The organism is Rheinheimera sp. F8 (assembly GCF_001518915.1).
Genome location: NZ_CP013656.1, coordinates 2,193,806 through 2,218,783, shown reverse-complemented (window position 1 = coordinate 2,218,783; position 24,978 = coordinate 2,193,806). Strand labels below are relative to the sequence as shown.

General features: G+C 50.5%; 23 protein-coding genes and 3 tRNA genes. 7 read left to right on the top strand and 19 right to left on the bottom strand.

Annotated elements, in window-relative coordinates; genetic code table 11:
• Window positions 1–2: 2 nt before the first annotated feature.
• The 8 genes from hflC to tsaE all read right to left on the bottom strand — a co-directional run bounded on the left by hflC (window position 3) and on the right by tsaE (window position 8,384).
• Complete coding sequence (gene hflC, locus ATY27_RS09875; protein WP_208933350.1) at window positions 3–881, bottom strand: protease modulator HflC; 879 nt, start codon at window positions 879–881, stop codon at window positions 3–5.
• 3 nt (window positions 882–884) lie between these two features.
• Window positions 885–2,039 carry an FtsH protease activity modulator HflK gene (gene hflK / locus ATY27_RS09870; protein ID WP_208933349.1) on the bottom strand — a complete coding sequence of 385 codons (1,155 nt, stop codon included), beginning with the start codon at window positions 2,037–2,039 and terminating at the stop codon, window positions 885–887.
• Between the two features lie 49 nt (window positions 2,040–2,088).
• Window positions 2,089–3,372 carry a ribosome rescue GTPase HflX gene (gene hflX, locus ATY27_RS09865; protein WP_208933348.1) on the bottom strand — a complete coding sequence of 428 codons (1,284 nt, stop codon included), beginning with the start codon at window positions 3,370–3,372 and terminating at the stop codon, window positions 2,089–2,091.
• A 15-nt stretch (window positions 3,373–3,387) separates the two neighbouring features.
• Window positions 3,388–3,645 carry an RNA chaperone Hfq gene (gene hfq / locus ATY27_RS09860; protein WP_208933347.1) on the bottom strand — a complete coding sequence of 86 codons (258 nt, stop codon included), beginning with the start codon at window positions 3,643–3,645 and terminating at the stop codon, window positions 3,388–3,390.
• Window positions 3,646–3,738: 93 nt separating this feature from the next.
• Window positions 3,739–4,659: a tRNA (adenosine(37)-N6)-dimethylallyltransferase MiaA gene (gene miaA, locus ATY27_RS09855; protein WP_208933346.1), complete on the bottom strand. Its 921-nt coding sequence runs from the start codon at window positions 4,657–4,659 to the stop codon at window positions 3,739–3,741.
• Window positions 4,656–6,431, bottom strand: coding sequence for a DNA mismatch repair endonuclease MutL (gene mutL, locus ATY27_RS09850; protein WP_208933345.1), 1,776 nt, complete (start codon window positions 6,429–6,431; stop codon window positions 4,656–4,658). The genes miaA and mutL overlap by 4 nt, the downstream gene beginning before the upstream one ends.
• Window positions 6,428–7,915, bottom strand: a complete 1,488-nt coding sequence (locus tag ATY27_RS09845) for an N-acetylmuramoyl-L-alanine amidase (protein ID WP_208933344.1) — start codon at window positions 7,913–7,915, stop codon at window positions 6,428–6,430. The genes mutL and ATY27_RS09845 overlap by 4 nt, the downstream gene beginning before the upstream one ends.
• 1 nt (window position 7,916) lies before the next feature.
• Window positions 7,917–8,384: a tRNA (adenosine(37)-N6)-threonylcarbamoyltransferase complex ATPase subunit type 1 TsaE gene (gene tsaE, locus ATY27_RS09840; protein WP_208933343.1), complete on the bottom strand. Its 468-nt coding sequence runs from the start codon at window positions 8,382–8,384 to the stop codon at window positions 7,917–7,919.
• 126 nt (window positions 8,385–8,510) lie between these two features.
• On the opposite strand from tsaE, the gene queG reads away from it, so the two are divergent.
• Window positions 8,511–9,641 carry a tRNA epoxyqueuosine(34) reductase QueG gene (queG, locus tag ATY27_RS09835; protein WP_208933342.1) on the top strand — a complete coding sequence of 377 codons (1,131 nt, stop codon included), beginning with the start codon at window positions 8,511–8,513 and terminating at the stop codon, window positions 9,639–9,641.
• On the opposite strand, the gene ATY27_RS09830 is transcribed toward queG, so the two are convergent.
• The 7 genes from ATY27_RS09830 to orn form a co-directional block, all read right to left on the bottom strand.
• Window positions 9,610–9,813 carry a DUF1289 domain-containing protein gene (locus tag ATY27_RS09830; protein WP_208933341.1) on the bottom strand — a complete coding sequence of 68 codons (204 nt, stop codon included), beginning with the start codon at window positions 9,811–9,813 and terminating at the stop codon, window positions 9,610–9,612. The two genes, queG and ATY27_RS09830, sit on opposite strands and share 32 nt — an antisense overlap.
• The gene (locus ATY27_RS09825; RefSeq protein WP_208933340.1) at window positions 9,810–12,035 is read right to left on the bottom strand and encodes an EAL domain-containing protein; all 2,226 of its coding nucleotides are present in this window, start codon (window positions 12,033–12,035) and stop codon (window positions 9,810–9,812) included. Before ATY27_RS09825 ends, ATY27_RS09830 begins: the two co-directional genes overlap by 4 nt.
• A 76-nt stretch (window positions 12,036–12,111) precedes the next feature.
• On the bottom strand, window positions 12,112–12,606 hold the full coding sequence (locus tag ATY27_RS09820) for a DUF4442 domain-containing protein (RefSeq protein WP_244151428.1): 495 nt from the start codon (window positions 12,604–12,606) through the stop codon (window positions 12,112–12,114).
• Between the two features lie 204 nt (window positions 12,607–12,810).
• A tRNA-Gly gene (locus ATY27_RS09815) sits at window positions 12,811–12,886 on the bottom strand.
• A gap of 26 nt (window positions 12,887–12,912) precedes the next feature.
• A tRNA-Gly gene (locus ATY27_RS09810) sits at window positions 12,913–12,988 on the bottom strand.
• Window positions 12,989–13,005: 17 nt separating this feature from the next.
• Window positions 13,006–13,081 (bottom strand) — tRNA-Gly (locus ATY27_RS09805).
• A 92-nt stretch (window positions 13,082–13,173) separates the two neighbouring features.
• Window positions 13,174–13,725: an oligoribonuclease gene (gene orn / locus ATY27_RS09800; protein ID WP_208933338.1), complete on the bottom strand. Its 552-nt coding sequence runs from the start codon at window positions 13,723–13,725 to the stop codon at window positions 13,174–13,176.
• A gap of 122 nt (window positions 13,726–13,847) precedes the next feature.
• Here orn and rsgA point away from each other — a divergent pair, with 122 nt between their 5' ends.
• From rsgA to ATY27_RS09785, 3 genes are read left to right on the top strand one after another with little or no spacing between them, the layout of a single operon-like run.
• Window positions 13,848–14,891 carry a small ribosomal subunit biogenesis GTPase RsgA gene (gene rsgA, locus ATY27_RS09795; RefSeq protein ID WP_208933337.1) on the top strand — a complete coding sequence of 348 codons (1,044 nt, stop codon included), beginning with the start codon at window positions 13,848–13,850 and terminating at the stop codon, window positions 14,889–14,891.
• Between the two features lie 21 nt (window positions 14,892–14,912).
• A complete protein-coding gene (gene asd, locus ATY27_RS09790) occupies window positions 14,913–15,773 on the top strand; it encodes an archaetidylserine decarboxylase (RefSeq protein ID WP_208933336.1) in 861 nt (286 codons plus the stop codon).
• Between the two features lie 27 nt (window positions 15,774–15,800).
• Window positions 15,801–16,499, top strand: a complete 699-nt coding sequence (locus ATY27_RS09785; protein ID WP_208933335.1) for a glycerophosphodiester phosphodiesterase family protein — start codon at window positions 15,801–15,803, stop codon at window positions 16,497–16,499.
• A 1-nt stretch (window position 16,500) separates the two neighbouring features.
• On the opposite strand, the gene ATY27_RS09780 is transcribed toward ATY27_RS09785, so the two are convergent.
• Window positions 16,501–16,890, bottom strand: a complete 390-nt coding sequence (locus ATY27_RS09780) for a MerC domain-containing protein (RefSeq protein WP_208933334.1) — start codon at window positions 16,888–16,890, stop codon at window positions 16,501–16,503.
• A 137-nt stretch (window positions 16,891–17,027) separates the two neighbouring features.
• Here ATY27_RS09780 and priC point away from each other — a divergent pair, with 137 nt between their 5' ends.
• Both priC and ATY27_RS09770 read left to right on the top strand, forming a co-directional pair.
• Window positions 17,028–17,333, top strand: coding sequence for a primosomal replication protein PriC (gene priC / locus ATY27_RS09775; protein ID WP_208933333.1), 306 nt, complete (start codon window positions 17,028–17,030; stop codon window positions 17,331–17,333).
• Window positions 17,334–17,391: 58 nt separating this feature from the next.
• Window positions 17,392–17,685 (top strand): hypothetical protein, encoded by a 294-nt coding sequence (locus ATY27_RS09770; protein WP_208933332.1) that lies wholly within the window; start codon window positions 17,392–17,394, stop codon window positions 17,683–17,685.
• A 113-nt stretch (window positions 17,686–17,798) separates the two neighbouring features.
• Here the strand turns inward: ATY27_RS09770 and ATY27_RS09765 are convergent, their stop codons facing one another.
• Together ATY27_RS09765 and ATY27_RS09760 are read right to left on the bottom strand one after the other, a co-directional pair.
• Window positions 17,799–18,314: a DUF3016 domain-containing protein gene (locus tag ATY27_RS09765; RefSeq protein WP_208933331.1), complete on the bottom strand. Its 516-nt coding sequence runs from the start codon at window positions 18,312–18,314 to the stop codon at window positions 17,799–17,801.
• A 163-nt stretch (window positions 18,315–18,477) separates the two neighbouring features.
• Entirely contained in the window at window positions 18,478–18,930 is a 453-nt protein-coding gene (locus ATY27_RS09760) for a hypothetical protein (protein WP_208933330.1), read from the bottom strand.
• Between the two features lie 156 nt (window positions 18,931–19,086).
• Here ATY27_RS09760 and ATY27_RS09755 point away from each other — a divergent pair, with 156 nt between their 5' ends.
• Window positions 19,087–23,049 carry a rhombosortase-dependent M36 family metallopeptidase gene (locus ATY27_RS09755; protein WP_208933329.1) on the top strand — a complete coding sequence of 1,321 codons (3,963 nt, stop codon included), beginning with the start codon at window positions 19,087–19,089 and terminating at the stop codon, window positions 23,047–23,049.
• A gap of 256 nt (window positions 23,050–23,305) precedes the next feature.
• On the opposite strand, the gene groL is transcribed toward ATY27_RS09755, so the two are convergent.
• Window positions 23,306–24,943 carry a chaperonin GroEL gene (gene groL / locus ATY27_RS09750; RefSeq protein ID WP_208933328.1) on the bottom strand — a complete coding sequence of 546 codons (1,638 nt, stop codon included), beginning with the start codon at window positions 24,941–24,943 and terminating at the stop codon, window positions 23,306–23,308.
• Window positions 24,944–24,978 lie beyond the last annotated feature (35 nt).

Sequence of the window (24,978 nt, the reverse complement as noted above, 5' to 3'; positions counted from 1 at the left end):
ACTCAGTTGCCTGACATTGACTGCATATGCTTAAAGAACTCGTTATCCGGCTGGATAATCATTACGTCTGATTTATTCTGGAAGCTGTTGCGGTAGGCTTCCATGCTTCGGACGAAGCTGAAAAAATCGGCGTTTTTACTATAAGCATCGGCATATGTCTTCGCCGCTTCGGCATCGCCTTCACCTTTAGTGGTACGGGCGTTACGCTCAGCGTCTGCCACCATAATGGTGACTTTAGCATCCACATCCGAACGCAGCACTTCAGCTTTTTCCATCCCGCGAGCGCGATGTTCTTTCGCCACAGCTGTCCGCTCAGCACGCATCCGCTGGAAGATGTTGTTACTGATCTCGTCTGGCAGGTTGATTTTCTTCACCCGCACGTCAACGATCTCAATACCAAGTTCATCAGAACCTTTGGACGCTTGCGCCATCGCTTTAACCATCAGTTCAGACCGCTCGCCAGAGACGATTTGCTGAATGGTACGGGTACCAAATTCAGTACGCAGACCGTTGTTAATATACTGTTTTAACAAGTTTTCAGCACGTTCCGTCCGACCGCCGGTCGCTAAATAGTACTTACCGAAGTCTTTAATCTTCCACTTCACGTAACTATCAACCAACAAATCTTTTTTCTCTGACGTCACAAAGCGGTCTGCCGGATCGTCCAGCGTTTGTACTTTGGCATCGAGCTTTCGCACGGTTTCAACCAGTGGTAGCTTGAAATGCATCCCGGGCTCAAATACCCGGATAGAGCCTTCCGCAGTCCGCTGAATTTTACTGAATTGGAACACAATACCGCGTTCACCTTCCTGTACTACAAACACAGAAGAAGTCGCGACAATCACACCTACCGCAATCACGCCTAACAGGAAATTTCTCATCGCTTAACCCCTTCCTGTCCGGCCGCTGTCAGAACGTGGCGTCGTTGGCCGCACGTCCTGCTGACGGGCATCAGGCAATTGCAAACGAGGATCAACCGCTTGTGGCTGCGGTGCTGCGCCGGAATTTGACTGATTGATCATTTTATCCAGTGGGATATACATCATGTTATTGCCGTTTTTGACGTCAACCAACACTTTGGAAGTATTGGCATACACTTGTTCCATCGTTTCGATATATAAACGTTTACGCGTGACTTCCGGCGCTGCCAGGTATTCCGGCAACAGTTTCTGGAAGCGTGCGACTTCACCTTGCGCTTTTAACAGCACTTGTTGTTTGTAGGCTTTGGCTTCCTGTTCCATCCGGTAGACCTGGCCACTGGCTCTGGGCTCGATTTCACGGGCATAAGCCTCAGCTTCACGGATAAAACGTTGTTCATCTTCTTGTGCGGCAATCGCATCATCAAAAGAAGCTTTCACTTCTTCCGGTGGACGGGCGTCGCGGAAGTTGACGTCGACAATCTGCAGACCCAAATTATATGGCTTAATAATCGCGTCCAGCTCGACGCGGGTATTCTGACGAATCAATTCCCGGCCTTTGGTCAGCACATCATCCATCAATGAATGCCCTACGACATAACGTAATGCTGCATCTGTGGCCTGCATCAGACTACTATCCGGATCGACCACGGCAAACTTGTAGGCGCGTGGGTCTTCGATGCGATATTGCACTTCAAAAGTCACCCGAACCAGGTTCTGATCCTGCGTCAGCATAAATCCGTCAGTTTTCAGCGTCTCAACACTCGACACGTCGACTGGCAGTACCTGATCAATAAAAGTAGGTTTCCAGTTAATGCCCGGATTTACTTCGCCGTGATATTGGCCAAGGCGTAATACCACACCGCGTTCAGATTCTTTGATAGTGTAGATACCGCTGGCCAGCCAGCCTAAGAGCGCCAGAACCAAAACGAGTGTAACAATGGCTGAGCTGCCACCGCCACCTGCACTGCTGGCACCACCGGAACCACCACCAAAAATGCCGCCGAGCTTTTTGCTCAGATTACGGAATACTTCGTCCATATCTGGCGGGCCCTGATTGCGCCCTCCCTGATTCCAGGGATCATTATTCTTGCCGTTATTACCCGGCTCGTTCCAAGCCATACGTTACTCCGTGTTGCTTCAGAAGGTTAAAAGTTACTATATCAAAATCTTAAGTCGTCAGGACACAGCTTTGTAACAGTGCCTGACTTTGTTTGTTCAGTCTTTCCCATAACGCCAGTGACAACTGGATATGCAGCAAACAGTTGCCATCTTCATCAAATAGTTCCTGCCGCACGCAGCCGGCTTCATGCAACTTCGCCCGCCAGTTCAATGTGTCCGGTGGCAAACGCAACTGCATGGTCAGATATCGATCTGATAACCTCGCCACGATAGCACGGGAAAGCAAATCCAGCCCCACACCATTTTGTGCCGAAATATACACGGCCTGTGGCACACCATATTCATCAAATTCAATGCGCGGTTCTTGCTCTGCCCGGTCGATTTTGTTGTATACCCGCAGCTGCGGCAAATCATCAGCTTCGATTTCATGCAACACATGCTGGACCTGGGCAATATTGTCTTCCAGCCTGGCGTCGGAGACATCTATCACATGCAACTGCAAATCTGCTTCACGGGTTTCCTGCAATGTCGATTTAAAAGCTGCCACCAGATCATGGGGCAGATGACGGATAAAACCAACGGTGTCAGCAAAAATCAATGCACCAAAGTCTGGGAAACGCACCTGGCGCAATGTTGGATCTAAAGTCGCAAACAGCTGGTCCGCAGCATAAACGTCAGCCTGCGTCAGCTTGTTAAATAAAGTAGATTTGCCGGCATTGGTGTAACCGACCAGCGACACCACAGGCACTTCGGCGCGTTGGCGGGCTTTACGGCCGGTTTCCCGCTGGCGGCTGACTTTGTCAAGACGCTGCATCAAGGCACTGATACGGTCGCGTAACAATCGCCGATCAGTTTCCAGTGCAGTCTCACCGGGACCACGCAAGCCGATCCCGCCTTTTTGCCGCTCGTTGTCAAAACCGCGGATTAAACGGGATGCCAGATGTTTCAGCTGCGCCAGCTCCACCTGAAGTTTCCCTTCGAAACTGCGGGCACGCTGCGCAAAAATATCGAGGATCAAGGTAGTGCGATCGATGACTTTGCATTGACAAAGCCGTTCAAGATTGCGGGTCTGGGCGGGTGACAAACTGTGATTAAAGATAATCACGTCTGCAGAATACTGCTGAACTGCAGCCGCAATTTCTTGTGCTTTGCCGCTGCCAACAAACAAGCGTGCGTCTATGGTCTGACGTGGGCCTGTTACAACTGTGGCAGCGTGCACGCCTGCGGACGAAACCAGCATCCGCAGTTCATCAAGATCTTCCCGCGCATGTTCCTGCGGAAAGGTGATATGGACAAGGATCGCTTGTTCAGCCGGCTGATGAAGGTCAAACAAGCAATATAGTCCTGATTACTCTTCCAGCTCGTCGTCACCAGAACCACTACCGTGCGTGGTCATAGTGTTTACCGCACGTGCCGGGACTACTGTTGAAATTGCATGCTTGTAGACCATTTGGCTTACGGTGTTCTTCAGCAGAATGACAAACTGATCAAATGACTCAATCTGGCCTTGCAGCTTAATCCCATTTACAAGGTAAATGGACACAGGAATACGTTCCCGCCGTAAAGTGTTTAAAAATGGGTCTTGTAAAGATTGGCCCTTTGCCATTTGCCGCTTTCCTTTTTCTTTGTTCTGATTCTTGATATATGGATTATTATATTATTTTCAAGTCGTTAAATAACGCTTTTTTTCTTCACTAATTTAGCGTAGCGAAGTTAAAACAGCTTGCAAGTTTTCTTGCAGAGTTAAATCAGCATTTAACCAGCTTAAATTCTGCCAGCTGCGAAGCCATGTCAGCTGGCGTTTTGCCAGTTGTCTCGTTGCGGCAACACCACGATACACCATCTCGTCATAAGGCACTAGCCCGTCCAGATAGTCCCACATCTGCCGATAGCCCACACAACGTATAGACGGCAAATCAGGATGTAGATCAGTACGTTGTTTTAGAAGTCGCACTTCCTGCTCAAAACCTAGTGCCAGCATCTGTTCAAAACGCAGTGCTATGCGCCGGTGCAGTTCAGCCCGTTCAGTCGGCGCTATGGCAAATTGACAGACCGGATACGGAAAAGGTTCGCCTTTCTCTGCAGTCAGGTCAGTCAGGCTGCGGCCGGTCAGCCGAAAAACTTCCAGTGCCCGGTTAATCCGCTGCGGATCATTTGGATGAATTCGCGCGGCCGAAACCGGATCTACCTGAGCCAACTGGCCGTGCAGCGCAGCCCAGCCTTGCACAGCGGCTTCAGCTTCAATCTGCGCACGGATTTCTGGCGAAGCCTCCGGCAGTGGTGAAATGCCTTCCAGTAACGCCTTAAAATACAACATGGTGCCACCGACCAATAGTGGCAGTGCGCCACGTTGCTGTATATCAGCAATAAGTCTTAGTGCATCCGTCCGGAAATCTGCCGCTGAATAGCTCTGCGCCGGATCGAGAATATCAATCAGATGATGCGGCACTGCAGCCAGCTCCGCTGCGCTTGGTTTAGCGGTACCAATGTCCATCCCGCGATAAATCAATGCACTGTCGACGCTGATAATCTCTACCGGCTGCTGTTCGGCCAGCGCCAGCGCCAGCGCAGTTTTACCCGATGCGGTCGGCCCCATCAAAAATACCACCGGAGCAGTCATTGGTCTCTCTCCTGTAATTGTTGACGTGCCGCGGTTAAACCAACCGGCACGGCACACCAATGTTCCGGGTGTTGCAATAACCCCATTTCAGTCTGTAACAGCAGTTGAGCTGACAATAGCTGCCGGCTTAACAACAACTGCAATAGTTGTTGCCACATGAGCGTCAGCTCTGTTTGCGCGGACCAGCCTGACCACCACACCGGTAATACATGACTTAATGGAGTGCCTTGCAGTAACTGCGGCACAGCGCGAATGATCAGGATTTGATTGCTCAGCACCAGATCAAATCCCATTTGACAGAGCAATCCGGCTCTCGCGGTTAGCAAGCTGACTTCTGCGGGTTCGAGCCGCAAGCGCTCCGGCAACAACAACGCCGCAGATGCCACATTTTTTAAAGCCAACAGCGGCGCGATACTGGCCGGAACATCTAGCAACCACAGCTGGTCCTGCTGCATGACCAATAGCTCCGTGCTGCTGACCTGCAGGCTACCTGGCGGCATATCACTGGCTGTGGCAACTACGGGTGTGACAACCGGCGTCTTTGCCGGTTGTTCCTGTACCAAGGCGGTCCAGTCACTGCCCGCTGACATGTGATCCCGCGCCGGCGTCAAACCGCCATAACTGCGGACTGGCTGAACGCTGTGACTGCTGCCAGAACTGTTAAAGACATCATGATTGCTGAACGCCCCTCTTTGCGGCGCAGACGACATTGGCTGACGTTGCTGCACAACCTGACTTTGATTCACTTGCTCCGCCAGTAATAAATCGTTTTGCGCTGTTTGCGTCAGCATCTGACTCAACGCACTGAACACAAAATCATGCACCAGTCGAGCCTGATGAAACCGTACTTCGTGTTTGGCCGGATGCACGTTGACGTCGACCTGCTCCGGGTCGATTTGCAGATACAACACAAAAGCCGGAAGTGCTTCCGGTGCCAGCATCTCGGCATACGCCTGGCGGATGGCATGATTCAGCAATTTATCACGCATCATGCGGCCATTGACGTAGCTGTATTGGCATTGTAATTGTGCACTACAAGCTGCCGCCGGCAGGATCCAGCCACTAAGCTGCATGTGTTCGTACTGACTTTCAACATAACAGGCCGCCTGCGCGAAACTGCGGCCACATAACTGCTGAATGCGGCGTTGCCGCCCGGCGTCGTCAGTCACTGCTTTGAGTTGGCGCACCAGCTGACCATTATGCGTTAAGGTCCAGCTGACATCGTCACGACTGAGCGCCAGCCGTTTCACCAGCTCTTCAATATGACTAAATTCGGTTTTATCAGATTTCAGGAAACGCCGGCGGGCCGGTGTATTAAAAAACAAGTCGAGTACTTCAATACTGGTGCCAACCGGATGGGCGGCGGGCTTGATTTGCACCGCCATATCACGGCCTTCCGCCATCGCCTGCCAGGCCGAATCCTGGCTGGCCGGCCTGGATGTCAGTGTCAGCCTTGATACTGAACTGATACTGGCCAACGCTTCACCGCGAAACCCGAGGCTGACAATTTGTGCCAGATCGGCAAAATCATGAATTTTCGAAGTGGCGTGGCGACTGAGGGCCAGGGTTAATTCATCTTTGGCAATGCCCTGACCATTGTCCCGCACGCGCAGCAATTTGCTACCACCTTTCTCCACATCAATATGAATATCAGTGGCACCAGCATCGAGACTGTTTTCGACCAGCTCCTTGATCACCGATGCTGGCCGTTCTACCACTTCACCGGCAGCGATCTGATTTGCCAGCTGAGGAGGTAGCAGCCGGATCGTCATGACTGCGGCACCCGCAGCGTCTGGCCGATGCGGATATTGTCAGACTTCAGCTGGTTGATTTGACGCAGCCGCGACATTGGCACACCGTATTTGCGCGCCAGCATCGATAAAGATTCACCCGATTTGACTTTGTGGGTCACCAGCCTTGCGCTGCCTTCGCTTCGGGCTGGAAGTATCGGCCCTGCCACTTTGGCAGTGTTGCTGCGTGGGCCCGATGCAGTTGGGCTCGACGACGCCGGCAAGCTGGTACTGGCACCGCTACTCCGTGTAGTGGCCGATTCAGCCGGCATCTGCAGGTTATTTTTGCCCCGCCACTGCGCCAGCGCACTGTCAGCCGGTGGCGACTGTTGAAAATGTTTTTTCAGCGCGCGAAACATTGCATTCGCCAGCTTCTGCTGGTGCGAGGCTGTTTTCAGCTTTTGCTCTTCGTTGTGGTTCGAGATGTAGCCAGTTTCTACCAGAATCGATGGGATATCCGGCGCCTTTAACACACCAAGACTGGCCGCTTGCGGCTGTTTTTTGTGCAATTTAGTAACATCGTCCAGCTCGCTCAATACTTGGGCTGCAACTTCAAAGCCGGTGGTCATGGAATGATTCATCGACAAATCCAGCACCGTCTGGGCCAGATAACGCTCGTTGGCAGAATCTTTAATCACCTCAGCCACACCACCTAGTAATTCTGAATGCTGCTCAGTCTGTTCCATCATCCGGCCAACTTCGGTGGTGGCGCGTTTTAATGACAATACCCAGACCGATGCGCCACTGGCTTTGCGGTTTTCTGCAGCATCAGCGTGGATGGATACCAGCAAATCAGCTTGTTTACTGCGTGCCACATCAGGTCTTTTACTTGGATAGATATAATAATCGCCAGTGCGGGTCTGCACCGCTTTAAAGCCGGGTTCTTTGTTCAGCAACGCGGCCAGTTTTTCTGCGACAGCCATCGTGATGTGTTTTTCGTAGGTGCCTTTTGGCCCAACAGCACCAGGATCATGGCCGCCGTGACCGGCATCGATGGCAATAATAATGTCACGGCCACCACTGCTGCCCGTAGTGCGTCGTGGCGGTGGTGGCGCGACAAAGGCTTTTTCCGCCTGCACATCAGTCAGATCCAGCACCAGCCGGTGGCCATAGCGATCTGATGGTGGCAAAGCAAAGGCTTTTTCAGTGGATTCGCGGCTTAAATCCAGCAGCACGCGGATAGAGGTTTTACCCGCAACTTTTTGCACCCGGATCGCTTTCACCAGTTCCGATGCGCCGGACATTTTGCCAAGTTTTGGCTCACTGACGCCGTCAATTTCCAGCGTCACTAACGAGCCTTGTTTGGCCAGCAAGCGGAACACTGGTTTTTGCTCCACGTCAAACACCACGCGTGTGCTGTCCGGTGACGGCCAAATCCGTACGCTGTCGATTTTATTTGCCGCCATAGCGACAAAACTGCAGAGCGTCAGGCAGAGGCCTAAGCCAAACATCCGGAAAAAATTCATATCAGACAATCAGTTCCAACATCGCTGCGCCACGTGCCGTCAGTGCGCTGATGTGCAACTGACGGGCCGAAGCGCTGGTTATTTTCAGTTGCAGGTCCAAATCAGGCACCGGCAATAAAGGCTGGCCGCGCTCGGGCCATTCCACCACACATAAATGTTCAGGGGCAAAATAATCGCGGATCCCCATAAACTCGAGTTCTTCCGGATCATGCAGCCGGTACAAATCAAAATGAAACACCGCCAATGTATCCAGCTGGTAGGATTCCACCAGGGTATAGGTCGGACTTTTAACATTGCCCTGATGACCCAGCGCCTGCAACAAATATCGGCTGAAGGTAGTTTTGCCGGCCCCCAGATCACCATGCAGATAAATCACAGCGCCGTACCGACAGCTTTGCGCCAGCTTACTTGCCAATGCCTTTGTGGCAATTTCATCACTGAGTTCGATCTGACGGGAAAGTCCGGGCATGGGCGGTTTGGCCTGTAAAACATCAACACAATGCTAATGCTACCAAAATCAACGCGTCAGCACTACCGCGCTGCACATTGAGCAGTGTGGTAACATCTGGCGATTCACGGCGTCTCATCCTCAGTTATGACTAACACTTTCTGCACCGACTGGTCTGCACTTGCGGCCGAAATCAAAGACTGGGCCCGACAGCTGGGTTTCAGTGCCTGTGGTATTGCCGATACCGATTTGCAAAGCGAAGAATCCAGGCTGCAACAATGGTTAGATGCCGGTTTTCATGGTGAAATGGAATATATGGCGTCTCATGGCATGAAACGGGCCCGGCCACAGGAACTGCTGCCGGGGACACTGCGGGTGATATCGGTCCGGATGGACTACTTGCCAGTGCAAGCTGGTTTTGCCACCAACCTGGCTGATCCAAACCTGGGATATATCAGTCGTTATGCGTTGGGACGGGATTATCACAAAGTACTGCGCCAACGGCTGAAACAGCTTGGCGAACGTATTGCTGGCAGAGTCAGTGATTTAGGTTTCCGGCCTTTTGTGGATTCGGCGCCGGTACTGGAACGTCCGCTCGCGGCCAAAGCAGGCCTCGGCTGGATTGGCAAACACAGCCTGTTACTCAGCGAAGAGGCCGGCTCCTGGTTTTTCCTCGGCGAACTGCTGGTGAACATTCCACTGCCCATTGACCAGCCCATCGAAAAAGACTGCGGCAATTGTGTCGCCTGTATCACCAGTTGCCCGACCGGCGCTATCGTGGCGCCTTTTGTGGTCGATGCCCGGCGCTGTATCAGTTACCTGACGATTGAATTAAAAGATGATATTCCGGAAGAATTGCGGCCGCTGCTCGGCAACCGTATTTATGGCTGTGATGATTGTCAGTTGGTTTGCCCGGTAAACCGCGCTGCCCCGCTAACGCAGGAACCAGACTTCCAGCGCCGGCCACAATGGCGTGACCAGTCACTGCTGCATTTATTCGGCTGGAGCGAAGCGGCGTTCCTGCAGTGGACCGAAGGCTCAGCTATTCGCCGGATTGGCTATCAGCGCTGGCAACGCAATCTGGCAGTGGCGCTGGGGAATGCACCACACTCGCCGGACATAATGCAGGCGCTACAGGATTACCGGGGTGACGCGATGGTGCAGCGTCATGTCGACTGGGCATTGTTGCAGCAACAACAAAAAGCTGCGCAGGTGCTGAGCCGGGCGCAACAACGCCTGGTGCGGATTATTCAGATCGGTTTGCCGCGCGACGCTTAAAATGGCTGTCGGCCATCTGCTGCAACCGTTGTTGTGAACGTTGCAAAATCTGCTGTTTTTCCTGTTCACTGGCCTGATGCCAGCCGGTGATCTCCGGCAATGACCGTCCACAGCCCAAACAGACATCCTGCGGGTCCAGGCAACAATTGCGTACACATGGCTGTTCAGTCATATAAAAGCCTGCGGTTGCTGCACCAAAGAGACAAAATCAGCTTTTGCCAGTGGCCGCGCACAGTAATAGCCCTGAATGTAATCACAGCCAAGTTGCAGTAATAAATCAAACTGCTCGCGGGTTTCCACCCCTTCTGCCACGACCTGCACATCCAGCACTTTTGCCATATTAATCAACACCGCAACTAAAGCGCAGGCTTTATCCTGCTCGGCGATATGATTGATAAAACTCTTATCAATTTTAATAAAATCAACCGGATAGCGGCTCAAGTAATTCAGTGCTGAATAGCCGGTACCAAAATCATCAATAGCCAGCTTCACGCCTTGCTGGTGCAGACTCAACACATTAGATTGTTGTACTGACACAGTGTCCATAAACACCGACTCGGTAATTTCCAGAATCAACTGTTCCGGCTGCAGACCAGCGCTACTCAGCTGTGCCAGCCATTCATCGGCAACTTTGCTTTGATTAAACTCCTGGCTACTACGATTGACTGAGATCTGCAAATCAAGCCCAAGCTGTTGAAATAACTGCATATCAGCAATAGCCTGCTGTAAAATCCACTGGCCGAGTGGACGAATAGCACCAGTACGTTCGGCGACCGGAATAAAGTCAAAAGGCGAAATCAGGCCCCGCTCCGGATGTTGCCAACGTACCAGAGCTTCGCCTTTACTGAAGCGCCGGGCCGCGACATCAAAAATCGGTTGGTACACCAGAAAAAACTGACGCTGTTCAATGCCTTTGAGAATTTCATGGTGCAGGTGGACAAAATGATCGGCTTCTTTTTGCATACCGGCATCATAGAAATGAAAAGTATTGCGCCCCAGATGTTTAGCGGCATACATGGCACGATCAGCATGTTTGAGCAAATCAATCGCGAGCAAACCATCATTTGGGTAAATCGCTACACCAATACTGGTCGAGATCGACAATGGGGTATTGCGCACCATAAATGGCGCCTGAAACGATTTTAATAACGTCTGGCAGAACTGCTCGAGCGCTTCGGGCGGGCACGGCCCCGGCAGGACCAACACAAACTCATCCCCGCCAGAGCGCGCCACCAGCTCAGGCCCATGCAATTGCTCTAATAACCGGTCCGCAACCAGTTGCAGTAATTGATCGCCAACCGGATGACCCAAACTTTCATTGACCTGCTTAAATTCATCCAAATCCAGACTGAGCACAGCCAATTGGCTGCGCTGCGCTTTGGCATGTTTGAGCATCAGTTCAAGCTGTCCGAGCAGCACAGACCGATTCGCCAATCCGGTCAGTGGGTCAAAACTGGCCTGCCAGGCCACAGTTTGCAGCGCTTGCTGCCGTTCTTGTGACAAACGCAACAACACGTAAAGACCCATACTCAGCAAAAAAATCAGCAAAATACCGGCCGGTAAAAACAGTGCTGGCAGCCCTGCCAACAGCGGCATATGTTGTTTTGGAAACGCATGTAAACGCCATTGGCCATTAGGCAAGCGAATATTAGCGTACACAGAAGGTAATCCCTGCAATACCTGATCGCCCCAAAACAGTTCGGGATTATGGATGTCGCCATCGCGGCCGGATAAACCCAGGTAATAATCAGGCTGTAGTTTTTCCAGTAGAGTTTGCTGCAGCAAACGTTCCAGTGGGATCACCGCCGCAATAATGCCCCACAACTGTTTGTCCGTCAGGAATACCGGCACCCGCAGCACCAGACCACTGCCGCCCTGCACCAGTTGGACCGGTCCGGCTAACAAAGGCCCGCCAGAGCTGACGGCTTTTTCAATCGCCGCATATTGTTCCGGTACCAGCCGGTAATTGACCCCCAGCGCGGCTTCATTGCCAGCCAGTGGATAGACATAACGGATCACCAGATCCGGCGCCAAAGCAATGTGGCGAAAAAGCGGATAATCATTTAATAACAAACGGATACGGGCATCAAGCTCGGACAACGACTGGGTAGGGTTTAAGACGATTTCGGTGCGCAGCGATTCGCTGACCACCACCGCGGTACGCACTGCAGCCTCGACCGCCGCCGCATGGTGACTGACTTGCTGTAACAACTGGTAGCGTTCGACCTCAATATTCTTTTGCTGCTGTTGCCACACTAATGCTGCGAGCAGCAACATCAACAACAGTGCTAAAGCGACTGCAACACGCTTAGGGTGTCGCACCAGCCAGGACAAATGTAAATCTTGACGCGTACCGGGGAGCCTGCTGCCTGCTTTGAGCTCTGTTGTTGTCACTTGCCATTCCTGTCGCCTGTCTTGTTGCCAAATCTAACAGGGATCAGACTGGCCTGCCAGTTCTCGTAACAATTGGTTATTTGCGAACTTTCGGGATCCAGGCCCAGGTAAACAGCGCTTCAACCGGCTCGACCCCCAGTTGGTCTTTGATTGATACCCGGATCACCACTTCACCCTTATCTTCGCTGCGGATTTGACTGATTTGAGCATCGTCCAGCTGCGCCTGGGCGGTCAAAGCACCGGTAGATCGCTTTAAATACTGGATTTGCATCGATTTTAATAATGGAATTTTGTCATCCGGCACATGCATACCAAGCAAAAAGCCGCTGGCAGATTCACCTAACAAGGCAGTCGCTGCTGCATGAACCGAGCCTATATGATTCTGGACCTTTTTACGGTTGGCTAGTTTCAGCCGGGATTTATGTAAGTCAAGTTGTTCCACCTGTACACCTGCAGTACCGGCAAACTTAATAGTGCGGCCGAACAACAGCGATAGTAGCCAGCTACGGCAAAAAGCCGGTGCCGAATTTACCTTCTGCACAAGACGACTGAGTTTATTCTGATTTTGCATACTGGTCATACCTGAGAAATTTGGCGCTACGCTAACAGTCCGCGCCACAGAGTACAAGTATGCGAAGTCCTGGTACGGATGCAAATTTGCTTAAACAGAGAAAAGACAAGCAATAACGGCATTACTGCACTGCAAGCTCATGGGCGTGTGCAAACAAGCTGTTTGATTACATTCTGATGGGATACGACGAAGAATCTATTCGACTGGAGCGGGCAACGAGACTCGAACTCGTGACCTCGACCTTGGCAAGGTAGCGCTCTACCAACTGAGCTATGCCCGCTCTCTGAAACGAAGAATCTTGAAATTTGGAGCGGGCAACGAGACTCGAACTCGTGACCTCGACCTTGGCAAGGTAGCGCTCTACCAACTGAGCTATGCCCGCATCCAGGCTGAAGATTTTGGAGCGGGCAACGAGACTCGAACTCGTGACCTCGACCTTGGCAAGGTAGCGCTCTACCAACTGAGCTATGCCCGCATAAAATCTTCAGCAGCGCTGCTTCAGTTCAAACGAACTTTGTGAAGCAAGCGCGGCGCATTTTACAAAATCACTCTGAGTTTGCAAGCGTTTTATGCAGGCAAACGGAAAAAGTGCTGCTGATAGGTGACTAATTCAGCAATTGAGTCGCGAATGTCGTCCAGCGCCAGATGACTTGATGATTTATTCACCAGCTTGGTCACCGCCGGATTCCAGCGTTTTGCCAATTCTTTTACAGTACTGACGTCTAAGTTGCGGTAATGGAAAAACGCTTCCAATTTTGGCGCGTACTTCACCAGAAAACGTCGGTCCTGACCGATACTGTTGCCGCACATCGGTGACTTACCGGCAGAAACATACTGAGATAAAAACGCTATCGTTTGCTCAACAGCGCTGTCCAGATCGGTTTCGCTGTCACGGCAGCGTTGCGTCAGGCCACTTTTGCCGTGCTGCTCCACGCACCAGGCGCTCATGTTATCGAGGATGTCACCCGACGTTTTAATCGCAAAAGTCGGACCTTCCGCCAGAATATTCAGATTGCTGTCCGTGACAATAGTCGCCATTTCCAGGATCACATCGGTCTCCGGCTCTAACCCGGTCATTTCCAAATCGATCCACACCAGATTGTTATCATTCACTGCCATTTGCCGCCCCTTGCGCTTGTACTTTGTTAGTTTGCTGAATGCTAGTATGATACTACGCCCCGTGCCATCTGGAAAACGCCGCGCCCGTCGCCGTGACTTCCTTTGCAACAGACAGATTAAGCGTGACTAAAAAGAAACACCTGACACAGCGCCAGACCGACCGCATCGCCGGCAACCAGCAAAAACGGCTGGACCGCCTGGCACAAAAAGCGGCCAAAGCCGATCAACAAATTGAACAGGCTGCTTTTAGTGAGGCAGAACCTGGGATCGTGATCAGCCGTTTTGGCCAGCACGCCGACATCGAAGCAAAAGATGGCACTATTACCCGATGTAATTTGCGGCGCACCATTGGATCACTGGTATGCGGTGATGCAGTGGTATTTCGCCGCGCGCTGCAATCCCAGGGCACTATCGACGGCGTGGTCGAAGCGGTACAGGAACGTACTTCAGTGTTAAGCCGGCCCGACTTTTACGACGGGTTAAAACCCGTTGCAGCGAATATCGATTTATTGATTATTGTCTCGGCCGTTCTGCCGGCACTGTCGCTGAATATTATTGATCGTTATTTGGTTGCGGCCGAAACGATGCAAATCAAACCATTGTTATTACTCAACAAAATTGATTTGCTCAGCGAGCCGCAGCGCGCTGAGGTTGAACAACAACTCGAGATTTATCGAAAAATTGGTTATGAAACCCTGCTGCTCAGCGCCAAAAGTGGTGAAGGCATGGCGCAACTCGATCACTATTTAAGCCAAGGCACCAGCATTTTTGTTGGTCAGTCCGGCGTTGGTAAATCTTCTTTATTAAACAATCTACTGCCAGAGATGGGGGTTGTGACGCAGGAAGTGTCCGATGTGTCCGGTCTTGGCCAGCACACCACCACGGTGGCACGGCTGTATCATTTACCACAAGGTGGCCAGTTGATTGATTCACCCGGCATTCGGGAATTTGCCTTGTGGCATTTATCCGATGAAGAAGTCAGCTGGGGTTACCGCGAATTCCGCCCTTGGCTTGGCCGCTGTAAATTCCGCGATTGCACCCATGGCAACGATCCGGGTTGTGCACTGCATCATGCAGTAGACAACGGCGATATCGCTGTGGAACGTTTTGATAACTATCATAAAATCCTGCTCAGTATGGCGCAGGACAAGCCTGCTTATCTTTAAATTCACGAGGTTATTTCCCCGATGGACCAGCTTAAAATTACTCTGCAATACATTCTGCCCAAACACCTGATTTCCCGGCTGGTCGGTTATCTGGCCGCAGCCCGGCTGGGGTTTATCAGTCATGCGCTGATGAAACTTTTTATCCGGGCTTATGGCATCAATATGGCAGAAGCCCGGTATGAGAATGCCAGCGATTACGCCAGTTTCAATGAATTTTTTACCCGGCCACTGAAAGACGGTGCCCGCCCTGTTGTTGCCGACGCGCAGACTCTGGCGCATCCGGTTGATGGCGCTATCAGTCAGGCCGGCGCTATTGCCGGTGACCAGCTGCTTCAGGCGAAAGGCCATTTTTATACTGTTAAAGCGTTACTGGGCGGTGATGACGCAACCGCAGCTGAATTCACCGACGGTACTTTTGCCTGTATCTATCTGGCACCAAAAGACTATCACCGCATTCACATGCCGATCACCGGCACCTTACGTGAGATGATTTACGTACCGGGCGAGTTGTTTTCGGTCAATCCGCTGACCGCCGCCAATGTACCTGGCCTCTTTGCCCGCAATGAGCGGGTCGTAACGATTTTTGATACTGAAGCGGGCCCGATGGCGCTGGTTTTAGTGGGTGCGACTATTGTTGCCAGTATTGAAACTGTCTGGGCCGGCACAGTCACCCCCCCTACCGGCAGTGAAGTATTCCGCTGGCAATATCCGTCTGATGGCCCGAACGCGGTAAAACTGGAAAAAGGCGCCGAAATGGGTCGATTTAAGCTGGGCTCCACTGTAGTGCTGACCTTCGCGAAGGATGCTGTCGAGTTGCTGCCGACCAATTTCCCGGGCGCAGTAACGCGCATGGGCACAGCGTTTGCGACTAAACTGAGCTAATCGCTGCACTTTTTCACCGGAGTACTGATGAAAATTTTCGCCCACCGCGGTGTCAGTGGCCATTATCCGGAAAACACGCTGCAGGCATTCACTGCAGCACTGGAAACCGGTTGTCAGGCAATTGAACTGGATGTGTTTTTACACTGTGGTGAGCTGGTGGTGATCCATGACCGTCAGGTCGACCGGACTACCAATGGTAAAGGCTACCTGGAAGATTTCAGTCCGGCCGAACTGCGCCAGCTGGATGCCGGCAACGGGGAATCGATTCCGACGCTGTGGCAGGTCCTGCAGCTATGTGCCAATCAGCTGGAAATCAACATCGAGCTTAAAGGCCATGACACTGCGGCCCCTGTGGTCGCGTTGCTGCAACAGGCGCAACAGCAGCTAGGTTTGCGGCTCGAGACTATTTTGTTGTCTTCATTTCACCATCCGCTGCTGCAACAGCTCAAATCACTGAATCCGGCACTGCGGCTTGCAGTGTTAATCGGCCATTATCCGGCGGATGGCGTTGAGATAGCGACTCGGCTTGGCGCCGTCGCGCTAAATTGTGATCGGGGTTTTGTCGATGCAGCGCTGGTGCAGGCGGCGCACCAGGCAGAACTGAATTTGTATGTGTATACCGTGAACCAACGACGGGAACTGCTGGCACTGCGTGATATTGGCGTCGATGGCGTGTTTTGTAACTACCCAAAAGAAGCGCTGCAGTGGCTGCATGGTCAAAGTTAAATTAGTGAGTTTCGCAGCTGTGGCATTGATTACATAAGCGGATATTCAGAATGTGCGCCAGAACCACAAAAGCAGCGCCTACTATCAACACAAAATGTTCGTATTCATGGCCCAGCAAGTCTTTTTGCCAGTAGATAAAACCGCCGAGAAATAACGAATAAAAAGGATAGAGTTTGCGGTGATAACGATGAAAACCGGCAAACAGCGTGATAAAACCGAGTACCATCGTAATAAGCAGAATGATCCGCTCAAAAGCATGATTGTGTACTGAGGTCAGCCCAAGTAAAGGTAATACAGGCAACAATACCGGCAGCATAATGCAGTGGATGGCGCACAACGATGTGACGGCGATCCCTACTTTATCTAAAGTGTGGCGGATATTGTCGAACATAAAAGCCCCCAGGCGCTGATGAAATGAGATGATATAACAAATCTGACAACATTTGAATGGGTACTGAGAAAAAGTCTGGCACTGCAAGTTCAGCCGTCTCTATGGCATAATCCTGTTTTTATTGATGAGACCACGCGATGGAACAATTACTACAGCAACTTGATCAGAATTTAAAAGAACTGTACCGCAAAGCGCTGGATGCAGATGCGATACTGGACGACCTGCAGCAACAGGGACATGGCAAATATCAGCAAATCTTCCCGGCCGGCCTGTTTCAGATTGAAAGTAACCGATTCATGCCGTACTTGTCAGAAACTGCAGAACAAATCTCGGCGATCCGGCAAACTCAGCAGTTTAATACCGCCACTCTGGAGAACGTAGTCAAGCAGCTACAACATCTGCACAAGACGCTGGCTGAATTCCGTGCAGCATTGGTCAGATAATCTATACTGCCATATGGCTGTGGTGATTCAATGAGTTGGCAAGTCTGTGGAGGTGCATATGGTGACAACCACCAGCGTGATGTCGCAAGACGCCTTGCGAATTGCGGCGCGCAGTCAAAGCAATACGGATCAGCCAAGAACAGATACATCCGTACAACGGCAACAAGTCATCAAAAATGTTGCGGTTTCGCAGCAGCAAAACCAACTCAGTGCACTGCCGGAAACATCATCTGCAGACCCATCTAACGATAGTGTCCGCGTCAGCAGCACTATCGGTAAAGCTGCCAGCAGCGGTATGTTAACCCGCGATGAGGCTGTCGCCATCTATCAGAAAATAGCGAACATGCTCTGACAACTATTCCTATCGCGCACGCTTAACAGACTTAAACTGATAAAAAACGCTGCCGTAGATAATTTGCGGCAGCGTTATGTTATCTCAATAAACTGAAGTCATTTATTAACAAACTAAGGTTTGCTGAACTTTGGTGTCAGATGCTTTTGAAACCAGTTTTTCAGCATTTGTTTTTCATAAACGAACTCGGTGTTTCCGAGGCCAATCGGCGACGAGTTCATAAATCCCATATCTTTGACTTTCACATCCTGTTCAGCGGCAACAACCTGCCCTGTGCTGTCAAGTAACTGATAATCAAAGGTCATTCGCGGGAAATAGATTTCTTTAATCACCCGGATATCGCTATGGTCAATCCGATACATCGGATTGACGTCACCGGCCAGATCCAAATCTTTCACTGTGATTTGCAAAGTATGCCCGGCTGGTAATTTTTCAGCGAAATCAGCCCAAATTTTGTCAAAGGCACTGATCACACGTTTTTGATAAGATTTTTTTGTACCGGACGAAGGTCGGATATCACTGTATTTTTCCGGATGCTGCCAGTTGACCTTGATTGTCGGTTCCTGCTGACTGGCCAACGCAGTTGCGCTAATAAATACGCCAAGCATTAAAAAGACTAAGGTTCGCATTGCTAAACTCCTGAAATTACTTAACCGGCACCATGACAAGAAACACTTCACATTGTCACAGCTACTCTGGACACTATATCGCCATTTTAGTGGAACTGCAGTGCTGAAATGTCAGAAGCTGTGGCGTTGTGTAATTCAGCTTTACATGATTCTGACATCGAGGCTAGCGATCTGCTGCCGGCTTTAGTGGCAGGTAACGAATTTGCCATTCCAGCTTTAAGCCGTTAACTTTTTTCAGCTGCTGCTCGGCCTGCATCAATTCTGCCATAGTCCCTGTTAACAGATACGTTCCAGCAGCAATTTCATTTACAGTCATTTTGTTATTATCTTTTAAATACTTGCCGAACGACATAGTCGACGTCTTGCCACTTACAACTAACTGATTTAACAGATGTACCGCTTGAAAAATCTGCCCATCATAAAGCACCCAATGGTCTGGGTAACGCTGCAATAAGCGGTATTTTGTGCCGTTAATGTAAACAAAGGCTGCCATGTTACCGTTGATTGACAATGGTACTGATCGTGGTTTAGCCGTTATATGCTGGGATCCGGCATCTGCAGGCCAGACACACAGGCAGCATAAGCAACTGAATAATATAAATTTAATGAATTCCATATCGCTTCCTCCTAATTAAAAATGATTAAAATTGCAGCATCTTACTGACTTATGATTATCAGTTATAAAACTTTTATTGCCAAAACATTCACGACAGAGTTATAACTCCGCGTGGCTATGCCTACAATTTTTAACAAAAAATACAAAGGAACATGAATGAGTAATTTTAAACGTTCAGCAATTGCAATTTTCGTCAGCACTGCAATTGCGCTGCCTGCTGCATCCGTCTTCGCAGATACATTACAGCAAATGGCTGCTGAGCAAGGACAAGCTGTCCCGATTGCGCAAGAAACGCCAACAGTCTCTGGTATGCGCAACCAGTATGATGAACAGACTGGTGCCGCAACTTTCAGCTGGGCACCTGCAGGCTTGCAGAAACCAAATATTGCTGCTGTCGCAGCTGAATACCAATTAGAATATGCGGCAACCTTTTACCTGAATGCCCTGACCGGCGCAGCCGCCAAAGGTCAGCTTGTTCAGTTGACTCCTGTGATGGTAAATTCTTATCAGTCTGAAGATGGGATAAAAACTGCAAAATTCCGTCAGCAATTTATGGGCATTGAAGTATTCAACAAAGAATACAATATCCTGATGGACGCTGAATTTAATCTGGTCGCAGGTTCTGGCCAATTATCAGACGTCAGCCTTGCCAAGACTACACTGGCAGCCAAGCCGAAGTTTGCTTTTGCAGATGACGCTATCCGTGCAGCTTATAAAGCAGCTGGCGGTAATGAAGGCGATCTGCAGTTAAGCGAACAAGCTCAACAAGAACAATATGCTGTATTCAGCGCCAGTGCCGATTCAGGTGTTAAAGTCCTGGGCGAGCCGCGGGTCAAACCAGTATTCTTCGAGAAAAAAGGCAAGCTGATCGCGGCTCAATACGTCGAACTGGAAACCAGTAACGATGATGCACTGGACTCAGATTTTTATAGTTATGTCATTGCCGGCGACAGCGGCGAAGTTCTGTTTAAAAATAACCTGAAAGCACATGCGGCCAGTTTTGATTACCGTATTTATGCCGACAGCAATGGCACGCCATGGGACGGTCCACACGGCAACGTTGTTCCGGCGACCAGCGAAGACCAGGTCGATGTAACTGCTTATTTGGCAGCACCATTGGTTAAGCTGACTCATGGCCCAATCAGTACCAAAGATGCATGGTTAAAGGATGATGCCACCACCACGTCGGGCAATAACGTCTTTGCTTATGTCGATGCGATTGCACCGGATGGATTTACTACAGGTGACTATTCAGCCGAAGTCACTGGCCCATTAGTTTTTGACTACAAGTACCGCACCAACGAAGCTGAAACGTCAGTCAATAACCGCAAAGCCGCTATCGTTAACCTGTTCTATATGAACAACTACTTACATGATTTGTTTTATGATTATGGCTTTGATGAAAAAGCTGGTAATGCCCAATTGGTGAACTTTGGTCGCGGCGGTGTTGAAGGCGACCCGCTGAAAGCCGAAGTTCAGGATAACTCTGGCTTTAACAATGCCAATATGTCGACGCCTGCTGATGGCCGCTCACCGCGGATGCAAATGTTCCTTTGGGACAGTAAAGATGCCAAATTCGGTAAGGACTATGGTGTTACCGCAAAAGCAACAGATGGTACCAATCTGACTATCACTGCCGTACAACGTTCAGGTTTTGGCCAGGGTCAATTTGATGTCAGCGGCCAGTTGGTTGAATTTGTTGATATTCAGGCACCAACCCGTGATGCTTGCCAAGCCGCAGCAACCCCTGCCTCATTAAAAGGCAAAATTGCCATTCTGGACCGTGGAACCTGTACGTTCACCGTTAAAGTCAAACAAGCACAAGATGCCGGCGCTCTTGCAGTCATCGTCGTGAACAACTCTGCCAGCGGCTTACCGGGTATGGGTGGCACCGATGCAACGGTGAAAATTCCAAACGTTGGTATTTCTCAGGCCGAGGGCGCTGCGATTTATGCCGCATTAAAAGCCGGTAAAACCATTGATGTCCGTCTGTTTAATAACAAACCGTTTAAAGACAGTTCATGGGATAACGCCATTGTCGCCCATGAATGGGGTCATTACATCAGTAACCGTCTGGTTGGTAACGGCAACGGCCTGTATAACCAACAAGGTGGCTCGATGGGTGAAGGCTGGGGTGATTTCCATGCCCTGATGACAGTCTCCGATGCGAAAGATCTGGAATTGAGTGGCAATGACAAGCTGCAGCGCGCGTATGCAGCGATCAGTTATGTAGATTCGTTCTATCACGGTATTCGTCAGTACCCTTATGCTGCAGACAAGAAACTGAACCCGCTGACTTTCAGCCATATCGAAGTGGGTAAAGGGGTTGCGCTGGACCAGGACGGCAATGCAGAAGTGCACTCGGCCGGTGAACTGTGGGCGGCAGCGCTGTGGGAAGGTTTTGTCAACTTAGTCAATGACGATCGTCACAGCTTCAACGATGCTAAACACCGCATGTTAGGCTATCTGGTCAACGGTTATAAGATGACGCCGGTAGGCCCGACTTATACCGAAGCCCGGGATGCGGTATTGGCCGCTGCTTATGCCAAAGATCCTGCCGACTATAAGCTGCTATTAAAAGCCTTTGCTGCTCGCGGTATGGGCCTGGGTGCAAAATCGCCACATCGTGATGACCCGAAACATATAGGCGTCGTTGAGTCAACCAAGACTGAACTGAACACTTTTGAAGTGGCAGGCCACACATTTAACAATAACTTTGACTCAGCCACTGCAGGCTTCTGTAGCAATAACGGTATCCTCGACAACGGTGAAACCGGTACTGTCAGCTTTAAAATCAGCAACCGCGGCAGTGCAAAACTGGCAGGCGTCAAAGGGAAAGTTGAAGTGACCAGTGGCCACGCGGTAACACTGGCCAACAATGGCGAAGTCACAATTCCAAATCTGGATTTATTTGCCAGCGCCAGCACCAGCCCGCTGCAGTACAAATTAAGTGGCGCGAAAACCGCCGACAATCTGACGTTTAAACTGAGCTTCCCTGGCCTCGCTGCGGATATCGTCAGTTCAGATTACACGTTAGGCCAGATGGTCAATCTGGGCTTTAAAGCGGCAGCACCAGTCAATATGCAAGCGACAGACAACACCGAAACCTACGCGTCTCTGGAAAACTTCAAAGAGCGGGTTTTAGCTGGTGGTGACATGGCGAAAAACAGCCGGGTGCTGGAAGACATCCTGATGTCAATCGTCAATAGCGCAGGCCAGGATTTAGGCAATCAATATATGCTGATCCGTAACAATGGCTTCAGCTCCGATGTTGCTTATGAAACCAAAGCGTTTGAAGTTGGTTATGCCGGTGATTTCGTACTGAGCTTCTGGCATTTGTACGCTTTTGAAGATGCATACGACGGTGGTGTAGTTGAAATCAGTATCAACGGTTCTGATTGGGTTGACGTCACTAAAGTGCAAATTGGCACCGCCAACAACGCCCCGGTTTACGCAAGTTTCAGTAACGGCGGTTACAACAATAAACTGGCCGAACTACTGCCAGGCCGCAAAGCCTTTACTGGTCTGATGCCATCTTTGGGTGGTGTTGAGTCAGTGAACTTCGGCACAGCATTAAACGGCAACCAGGTTAAACTGCGCTTCCGTGCAGTGGCAGACAGCAATACAGCTAATTACGGCTGGTTATTGGACAACATTAAAGTCAGCAACATAACAACGTCGGTATACCACGATGTCGTAGCAGGTGACAGTCTGGCTTGTAGCAACCGTACGCCAATTATCAGCAAAGTTGAAGCAAGTGCAGCTGCTGTCAACGAAACTGGTTCTTTCACTTTGACCGCAACAGCAACTGACCGCGACACCGCTGATAAACTCACTTACAGCTGGAAACAGGTAAGCGGTACTGCAGCGACGCTGGCCAACGCTGGTACCGCTACAGCAACAGTTACAGCGCCTTCCATCAGCACTGCGTCTGAAGATCTGGTGTTTGAAGTGTCAGTATCTGACGGAACTGCCACAACAAAATCAACTGTGACAGTCAAAGTCAACGACGTACCAGTACCAGTTGAAGTCAAACCAGTGAAAAAAGGTGGCGGTAGCTTCGGTTGGTTTACCCTGCTGTTAGCCCCACTGGCGTTATTACGTCGCCGTAATAAATAATCACTGTATTACACAAGTGATATAAGCCCAGAGCACCGCCGGAATCGGCGGTGCTTTTTTATTTACCATCAAGGGCTTGGCTTATTGTAAACATCTGCAGGTATGTCAGTCAGAACAGAACAACTCAGTGTCAATTGGCGAGTTTAGTCCGAAATGACTGAAAGATTTGCTGACGAACCAAAGGACGACATGACCACAGGCAATAAAAAACCCGGCTCATGCCGGGTTTTTCTATAAGAAACAATGATGTAATGAATTACATCATGCCGCCCATACCACCCATGCCGCCCATGTCAGGCATTGCTGGTGCATCTTTCTTCGGCAGCTCAGTCACCATAGCTTCGGTGGTGATCATCAAAGAACCCACAGATGCAGCGAACTGCAGAGCAGAACGCGTCACTTTGGTTGGATCGAGAATACCCATTTCCAGCATGTCGCCGTAGATACCGGTTGCTGCGTTGTAACCGTAGTTACCGCTGCCGTTTTTCACGTTATTGACGACTACTGATGGCTCTTCACCGGCGTTATCAACAATTTGACGCAGTGGCGCTTCCATCGCGCGCAGCGCAATTTTGATACCGTGATTCTGGTCTTCATTGATACCACGCAGCTCGCTGAGCTTGCCGGCAACACGCACCAGCGCCACACCGCCGCCAGGTACTACGCCTTCTTCTACTGCAGCACGGGTTGCGTGCAGTGCGTCTTCCACACGGGCTTTTTTCTCTTTCATTTCGATTTCAGTCGACGCGCCGACTTTGATCACTGCCACGCCACCGGCCAGTTTAGCCAGACGTTCCTGCAGTTTTTCTTTGTCGTAGTCAGAAGTGGCATCTTCCACTTGCTGACGGATTTGTTTAACGCGGGCGCTGATCGCATCCTGGCTGCCGGCACCGTCGATCACTGTTGTGTTGTCTTTCGTGATCACGACACGCTTAGCTGTACCTAAATCTTCCAGTGTTGCTTTTTCCAGTTCCAGGCCGATTTCTTCTGAAATCACCACACCACCGGTTAACACTGCGATGTCTTGCAGCATGGCTTTACGGCGATCACCGAAGCCTGGTGCTTTAACAGCAGACACTTTGACGATGCCACGCATGTTGTTGACAACCAGCGTTGCTAAGGCTTCGCCTTCCAAATCTTCAGCGATGATCAGCAGTGGTTTGCCTGACTTGGCGACGCCTTCCAGGACTGGTAACAGTTCACGGATATTGCTGATTTTCTTGTCCACAGTCAGGATAAACGGGTTATCCAGCTCGACCTGGCCTGCTTCCGGATTATTGATGAAGTATGGTGACAAATAGCCACGGTCAAACTGCATACCTTCAACCACAGCCAGCTCGTTGGCCAGACCCTGGCCTTCTTCGACTGTGATCACGCCTTCTTTACCGACTTTGTCCATCGCATTGGCGATGATCTGACCGATTTCGTCATCAGAGTTCGCAGAAATAGTGCCGACCTGTGCGATCGCTTTGGTATCAGTGCAAGGCTGTGACAGAGCTTTTAATTCCGCCACGGCTACAATCACTGCTTTGTCGATACCGCGTTTTAAATCCATCGGATTCATACCAGCAGCAACAGCTTTGACGCCTTCGTTGATGATGTTCTGCGCCAGCACTGTGGCAGTGGTGGTACCGTCACCGGCTTCGTCGTTGGCTTTAGAAGCAACTTCTTTCACCATCTGAGCGCCCATGTTTTCGAACTTGTCTTCCAGTTCGATTTCTTTCGCCACGGATACACCGTCTTTGGTGATCATCGGTGCGCCGAAAGATTTGTCCAGAATGACATTACGGCCTTTTGGGCCCAGGGTTACGCGCACTGCGTTTGCTAAAATATTGACGCCTTTAAGCATCTTGTTACGGGCTTCATCGCCAAAACGTACGTCTTTTGCAGCCATTTTTACTTACCTCAAATCAATTCAATGCAGGGAAA